6 protein-coding genes are annotated in these 6001 nt (G+C 44.2%); 4 read left to right on the top strand and 2 right to left on the bottom strand.

Annotated elements, in window-relative coordinates; genetic code table 11:
• Positions 1–233: 233 nt before the first annotated feature.
• Positions 234–2282: a glycoside hydrolase family 3 N-terminal domain-containing protein gene (locus AB4507_RS22925; protein WP_102398630.1), complete on the top strand. Its 2049-nt coding sequence runs from the start codon at positions 234–236 to the stop codon at positions 2280–2282.
• A 64-nt stretch (positions 2283–2346) separates the two neighbouring features.
• Positions 2347–2727 carry a hypothetical protein gene (locus AB4507_RS22920; RefSeq protein ID WP_017057786.1) on the top strand — a complete coding sequence of 127 codons (381 nt, stop codon included), beginning with the start codon at positions 2347–2349 and terminating at the stop codon, positions 2725–2727.
• A 291-nt stretch (positions 2728–3018) separates the two neighbouring features.
• Here AB4507_RS22920 and AB4507_RS22915 read toward each other — a convergent pair whose 3' ends face one another.
• Positions 3019–3966, bottom strand: coding sequence for a LysR family transcriptional regulator (locus AB4507_RS22915; protein ID WP_048662505.1), 948 nt, complete (start codon positions 3964–3966; stop codon positions 3019–3021).
• A gap of 126 nt (positions 3967–4092) precedes the next feature.
• Between AB4507_RS22915 and add the strand changes: the two genes are divergently transcribed.
• Both add and AB4507_RS22905 read left to right on the top strand, forming a co-directional pair.
• Positions 4093–5091 (top strand): adenosine deaminase, encoded by a 999-nt coding sequence (gene add, locus AB4507_RS22910; RefSeq protein WP_017061091.1) that lies wholly within the window; start codon positions 4093–4095, stop codon positions 5089–5091.
• A 118-nt stretch (positions 5092–5209) separates the two neighbouring features.
• Positions 5210–5776, top strand: coding sequence for a sugar O-acetyltransferase (locus AB4507_RS22905; RefSeq protein WP_102321248.1), 567 nt, complete (start codon positions 5210–5212; stop codon positions 5774–5776).
• Here AB4507_RS22905 and AB4507_RS22900 read toward each other — a convergent pair.
• A complete protein-coding gene (locus AB4507_RS22900) occupies positions 5773–5967 on the bottom strand; it encodes a hypothetical protein (RefSeq protein ID WP_017072485.1) in 195 nt (64 codons plus the stop codon). The two genes, AB4507_RS22905 and AB4507_RS22900, sit on opposite strands and share 4 nt — an antisense overlap.
• Between the last annotated feature and the right edge of the window lie 34 nt (positions 5968–6001).

Below are 6001 nucleotides of genomic sequence, written 5' to 3'. Positions count from 1 at the left end.
ATACATCACTAATTAAATGGGGGATTAATTGGATATCAAAAAATTAAATCTAGTTAAGTTTACGTTATTTAAACTTCGTCAATATATTTCCAATACTAAATTGAATTAAATCACCAATTAAATTTATATGGTGATCCAAACCTTTAGTTTGACCTATTTTGGTTAACCAATAGTCCATTAATTATTAAAATTGGTCATGTGCTTATTATTATACTAACAATAGGATCGTGACCATGAAGCGTCTTACCCTGACACCTATAGCAATCGCGTTGCTTCTTGCAGGATGTAACTCATCTGATAGCGACAATAACTTCCAGCAACCCCAAGTTCACTCTCGTGTTCATGATGTATTGAACGTTGAGGGCTACCAATTCCGAGATTCTAACGGTAATGGAACACTGGAGCCTTTTGAAGACTGGCGATTATCTCCAGAAGAGCGAGCAGCAGACTTGGTTAGCCGCATGACGCTAGATGAGAAAGCCGGCATGATGCTCATTGACACCTTAAACTCGTCCAAAGGTGGGCTCGTTAGTAGTAAAGGACAAGACATGATTGGCGATGCCCAAATGACGCGCTTTATCTTCCGTAACAGCGTAGTTGAAACACCTACCAATGCGCCTGATTGCGATTCAGGCCGTTCAGGTTGTCAGATAACCCCAACAGAAGCTGCCCAGTTCATGAATAGTGTTCAAGAACTGCGTGAACAGACGCGAATGGGTATCCCCGCTCTATTCAAATCCAATGCTCGTAACCACATAGATCCATCAGCTAAAGCAGGGATCAACGTTTCTTCAGGTGCCTTTTCTGCTTGGCCTAAAGAGGCAGGTTTAGCAGCCACTCGCGACATGGATTTAATCACTGAATTTGCAGGTATCATGAATGAAGAATGGTCTTCAATTGGCCTACGCAGTATGTACGGATACATGATGGATTTGGCGACAGAACCTCGTTGGTACCGAGTACACGAAACCTTTACCGAAGATGCAGATTTAGCGTCTGACATTATGCGCTCACTTATCAAAGGGTTGCAGGATGGCGGTGAGGTCAACGAAGACAGTATCGCGCTAACCATCAAACACTTCCCTGGTGGCGGTCCACAAGAAAACGGTGGTGACCCACATTATGACTTCGGTAAAAACCAAGTCTATCCAAAGAACAATTTTGATTACCACCTAAAACCGTTTATTGCTGCGATTGAGGCTGGCGCTTCTTCAATCATGCCTTACTACGGCATCCCTGTAGATCAAAAGTGGATGCCAAACGATGTTGGTATGTCCTTCTCAAAAGGCATTGTTACCGACCTTCTCAGAGACGAATTGGGCTACACAGGTAACGTGAACTCAGATACCGGCATTATTGGCGATCGTGCATGGGGTGTGGAACACAAAACGATTGATGAGCAGGTTGCCATGGCGGTCGAAGCTGGAGTCGATGTTCTTTCAGGTTTCCATGATAAAGAAGTCATCGTGAAACTCGTGGAAAAAGATCTGCTTACCGAAGAGCGTGTCGACCTATCAGTCACACGCTTACTTGAAGAACAATTCAAGCTTGGCCTTTTCGAAAACACTTACGTTGATGAGAAAAAAGCCCAAGAGATTTTAGGCAACGAGAAGTACCAAGAACGCGCTGATTACGCACAGAAAAAGTCTGTCGTCTTACTTCAAAATACCAATAAGACTTTACCTCTAGCTGAATCAACCGCACAAAATCCTGTTGCTCTGTATGTCATGGGAATGGACGAAAACATTGCAGGAGACGACAAGTACAACTTTACCGTGACTTCCGGAGATTACGAAGCGGGAGAAACGCGTCCACCAGTACCAGCCGATACGGACTATGCGGTTATTCGTGTTCGCGTATCTAACGAAGGCTCAGATCCTGATCTTATCTTTGGTGGCGCGAACCCAGATGAACTCGATATTCTTGCGTTCAGTGAAATGGCTACAGCTGCATCTTGGCATATTGAACCAAGCCTAAGCGACATTAAAGCCGTTATGAACGAAGTGGGCGCTGACAAAACGGTATTGTCCATCAACTTTAGACAACCCTTCGTGCTAGACGATCAAAGTAATCTTAAGCAAGCCGGTGCCGTGATCGCCACATTTGGTGTCTCGGACAGCAACCTAATGGAAGTACTTTCAGGCAACTTTGCTCCTCAAGGAAAACTGCCATTTGCTTTAGCGAACAGTGCCCAAGCCATTCAAAACCAAGACTCAGACTACCCTGGGTATGATCAAGCCGACACCCTTTACCCGTTCGGACATGGTTTAAGTTACGAATAATATTTGAGCTAATTCAGGCAGTGTTGAGCACTGCCTTTCCTTCTTAGATACCAAGGACAAAGTCATGGAACATATCTTACAACTGGGTTGGGATGATCACGCTATTCCACATAAAATCTGGATAGAACAATACTACGATGGGTGTCGTATCTGCTTGAAAGTCGTAAAAGACGTTGAGCCAGAAATGCTCTCATTGATTGTTCCAAATATTGATGTGCAAACCACTCATAAGGCGTGGCAAGGCAAAGCGACGAACATTACACCAGCCTATGATGACGGCGTGTTGTTCACTCAAACTCGCTCGCTATTCAATTTGCCTCATGGCTGCGTGATTTGGGCGGTAACACATATCCAGATGCAAAACGGCTTAAAAATGTCGGCAGACAAATTGTGCTTCGTACCAAAATACAGCAATCAAGATTCTTGTTTTAAGGTTCCAGCATAACGTAACAACAAGCCGAGTCGCTTATCCAACTTGGCGCTAACCTGCGAAGAACCATAAAAAAGGCCAGCGTATACACGTTGGCCTTACTTCTGTCTGTCTGTCTGTCTGTCTGTCTGTCATCAGGATTAAGCACTAATCAATCAACACCAACGAATCGATGGCATTGGATTCATTTAGATATCTCATTCTTGGCGGGCATTTGGCACCCGTAATAAGACAATGCTCATTCGAAAAAGACGAAATAAATTTTAAAAAAGTTATTTCGCCGTTTTGATCATCGTAGCTCGCAGTTTACAGCTGAGGTTCTTGGGTCTTATTGACGATTAGGTCGCGAAGCCATTTGTGACTTGGTTCAGAGTCAAAATAACGATGCCAAAGCAAAAACAAACCACCGGGAACCAACTCAATGGGAATCGGTTTCATCACCAGTTCGCCACTCTCAATATAGTCACAAACCGAGTTGTACGGATAACACATTAACAAATCGCTTTGCTTGCACAGCTTTACTGCGCTGGTGATGTCCGACACGTTGGCGGCTTTGTTAATTTGAAGCTGTTTGGCTTGCAAGATCTCCAGAAGCAACCAGTCGCCAACGCCACCAGTGACTAACTGAATATGACGGTATTTAAGGAAGGCTTGCAGGTTCCAATCTTCCTGGAGCACCGGGTGATCATTACGCATCAAACACACAGAGTAATCTTGCAGCAATTCGACATGGTTTAACTCAGCAGGGATATTTTGAATGTGGGTGCTAGCCCTTTCATCGAGCTCAAAAATTCCAATCCCAAAATCGACCTCACGCTTTAGTAGGCGCTTAAAGGTTTCGCTACTCCAAGTAGTACTGTTTACCGTAATGTTCGGCGCATCTGCTAGCGCGTTAGGCATAAATTTAGGGTAGATCGCGGTATAAGCGGTTTCAACAAGATCGATATTAAAAGTGCGTTCGCTGTCTTTCGGCTCAAAAATGTCCGGCACGGTTAGCTGTTCAACTTGCAAAAGGATCTGATGAATCTTAGGCGCTAAAGAAGTAGCTTTCGGGGTTGGAAACAGACCTTTAGATTCGCGCTCAAATAGCGGGTCATCAAACAAAGTTCGCAGCTTGGTGAGTTGTTTACTCACCGCAGACTGACTAAGGAACAATCGCTCTGCCGTTTTGCTCACGCTGCGCTCTTCAAGCAACACGTGTAAACACAGCAGTAAATTCATATCACATTTGAGTAAGCTTTTAACATCTACCATGATATTCCTTAGATTCAGATTAATGATGACTTTATGTCACTTTAAATCATATCACAAACTTGTTAATTTAAGCCCATGTAACCTATGAGTTAATAACTCAAAAAATAATAGACCTAAGGAATACTCATGAACTTTCTAGCACTCCCTAAGATTGATCTGCACTGCCACCTAGACGGAAGTGTTCGTCCAGACACCATTATTGATCTGGCGAAACAGTACGGAATCGAACTTCCAGAAGACCGTGAAGCGGTAGTAAAGTCTCTAACAGTGCCTGAAGATTGCAAAAACCTTGATGAGTACCTAGCTTGCTTTAGCCTGCCACTGCAAGTGATGCAAACGGAAGAAGCGATTGAGCGTATCTCTTTTGAGCTTTACGAAGACGCAGCACTAGAGAACGTTAAATACCTAGAAGTTCGTTTTGCACCGATTCTTCACGTAAACAAGGGCTTGTCTCTTGATGCAATCATCGCAAGTGCGGTTAAAGGCATGAAGCGTGCAGAAGAGAAATACGACATTAAGGGCAACTACATCATGTCTGTACTTCGTATGTTCCCGAAAGACTCAATCAAAGATGTAATCGACGCTGGTAAACCATACCTTGGTAAAGGCGTGGTTGCGTTTGATATTGCAGGCGGTGAAAAGCCGGGCTTCTGCGCTGAATTCCCTGAGTACACGCAATACGCTATTGAACAAGGCTACCGTGTGACGGTTCACGCAGGTGAGCAATGGCATGGTCAGAACGTTTACGATGCAGTCACACTGCTTGACGCTGAGCGTATCGGCCACGGTGTCCACATCCAAGGTAACGAAGACGCGTACAACATCGTTAAAGAGAAGCAGGTTGCGCTTGAAACTTGCCCAACAAGTAACGTGCAAACTAAATGTATTCACAAATTCAGCGACCACCCAATTGCTGAATTCAAGAAAGACGGCATCGTTGTAACGATCAACACAGACAACCGCACTGTGTCGAACACAACCATGACTAACGAAGTGAAGCGTGTATGTGAAACGTTCGGTCTAACACAAGAAGACTACGCAGAGATCTACAAGTACTCTGTAGAGAGCGCTTTTGCTTCAGACGAAGTGAAACAGCACCTAATGGGTTTCGTTGAGCAAATCTAATTTGAGCAATCTTGATTGCTAAGTAGAAAAACAGGAAGAGAAAGGCTTAGGCTTTTCTCTTTTTTTATGTCCAATTATCCGTATTCTAATATCGATGTTGACGAATGGGATGCAAACAATGAAAACAGAACTCGAGAAAATGCTGTCCGGTGAGATTTTTGATGGCGCAGACCATGAGGTAGACCACATGCGCACTCACGCCAGCAAGGCGCTATCAGACTTGAATCAATGTTCAGACGATACTCAACTACCAAGTCTTCAGGCTAATCTGTTTGGTAAAGTAGGAAGCAGCGTTGTCCGTCCTCCTTTTCATTGTGAGTTTGGAAAAACCATCGAGATTGGTGACGACACCTTTATCAACATGAACGTGGTGATGCTTGATGGCGCGAATATCAAGATTGGTAACAATGTATTGATAGGGCCAAGTGCCCAGTTTTACACAGCCTCCCACTCACTGGATTATCTCAGCCGCCGTAAGTGGGAAACTTTCTGCCTACCTATCACAGTCGAAGACGATGTGTGGATTGGTGGAAACTCAGTCATCAACCAAGGCGTTACGATTGGCGCTCGCTCTGTTATCGCAGCGAACTCAGTGGTTAACAGTGATGTACCACCAGATTGCCTGTACGGCGGCACTCCAGCCAAGTTGATTCGGCATTTGAATGCCGAACAAACTCGCGATTAAACAAGAAAGCGCGTATCCAAATCTAAAAAAGAGCGATGTTTCAATAGCATGGCTCTTAATCTAATTATCAGCGTTGTTTTATCGCACGCTTGTTCACCGCGAATTTGAAGCACGACAGCCGCAACTAAAACCAGCGCTGATATAGTCAAAAACAAGAATGCAACGATAGACTTAGGTGGGTATCTTTTCATTTTCTACACCCTCAAATTTAAGGTTCATCGCGGC

It is taken from the genome of Vibrio sp. 10N.222.54.A3, from assembly GCF_041474095.1.
Taxonomy (GTDB): Bacteria; Pseudomonadota; Gammaproteobacteria; order Enterobacterales; family Vibrionaceae; genus Vibrio; species Vibrio crassostreae_C.
This window is presented reverse-complemented; position numbering and strand designations above follow the sequence as displayed.

Bases quoted from the DNA above. Each gene is read 5' to 3' on its own strand.
- AB4507_RS22915 (WP_048662505.1), bottom strand. From the start codon at position 3,966: ATGGTAGATGTTAAAAGCTTACTCAAATGTGATATGAATTTACTGCTG.
- AB4507_RS22925 (WP_102398630.1), top strand. From the start codon at position 234: ATGAAGCGTCTTACCCTGACACCTATAGCAATCGCGTTGCTTCTTGCA.
- AB4507_RS22920 (WP_017057786.1), top strand. From the start codon at position 2,347: ATGGAACATATCTTACAACTGGGTTGGGATGATCACGCTATTCCACAT.
- AB4507_RS22905 (WP_102321248.1), top strand. From the start codon at position 5,210: ATGAAAACAGAACTCGAGAAAATGCTGTCCGGTGAGATTTTTGATGGC.
- add (WP_017061091.1), top strand. From the start codon at position 4,093: ATGAACTTTCTAGCACTCCCTAAGATTGATCTGCACTGCCACCTAGAC.
- AB4507_RS22900 (WP_017072485.1), bottom strand. From the start codon at position 5,967: ATGAAAAGATACCCACCTAAGTCTATCGTTGCATTCTTGTTTTTGACT.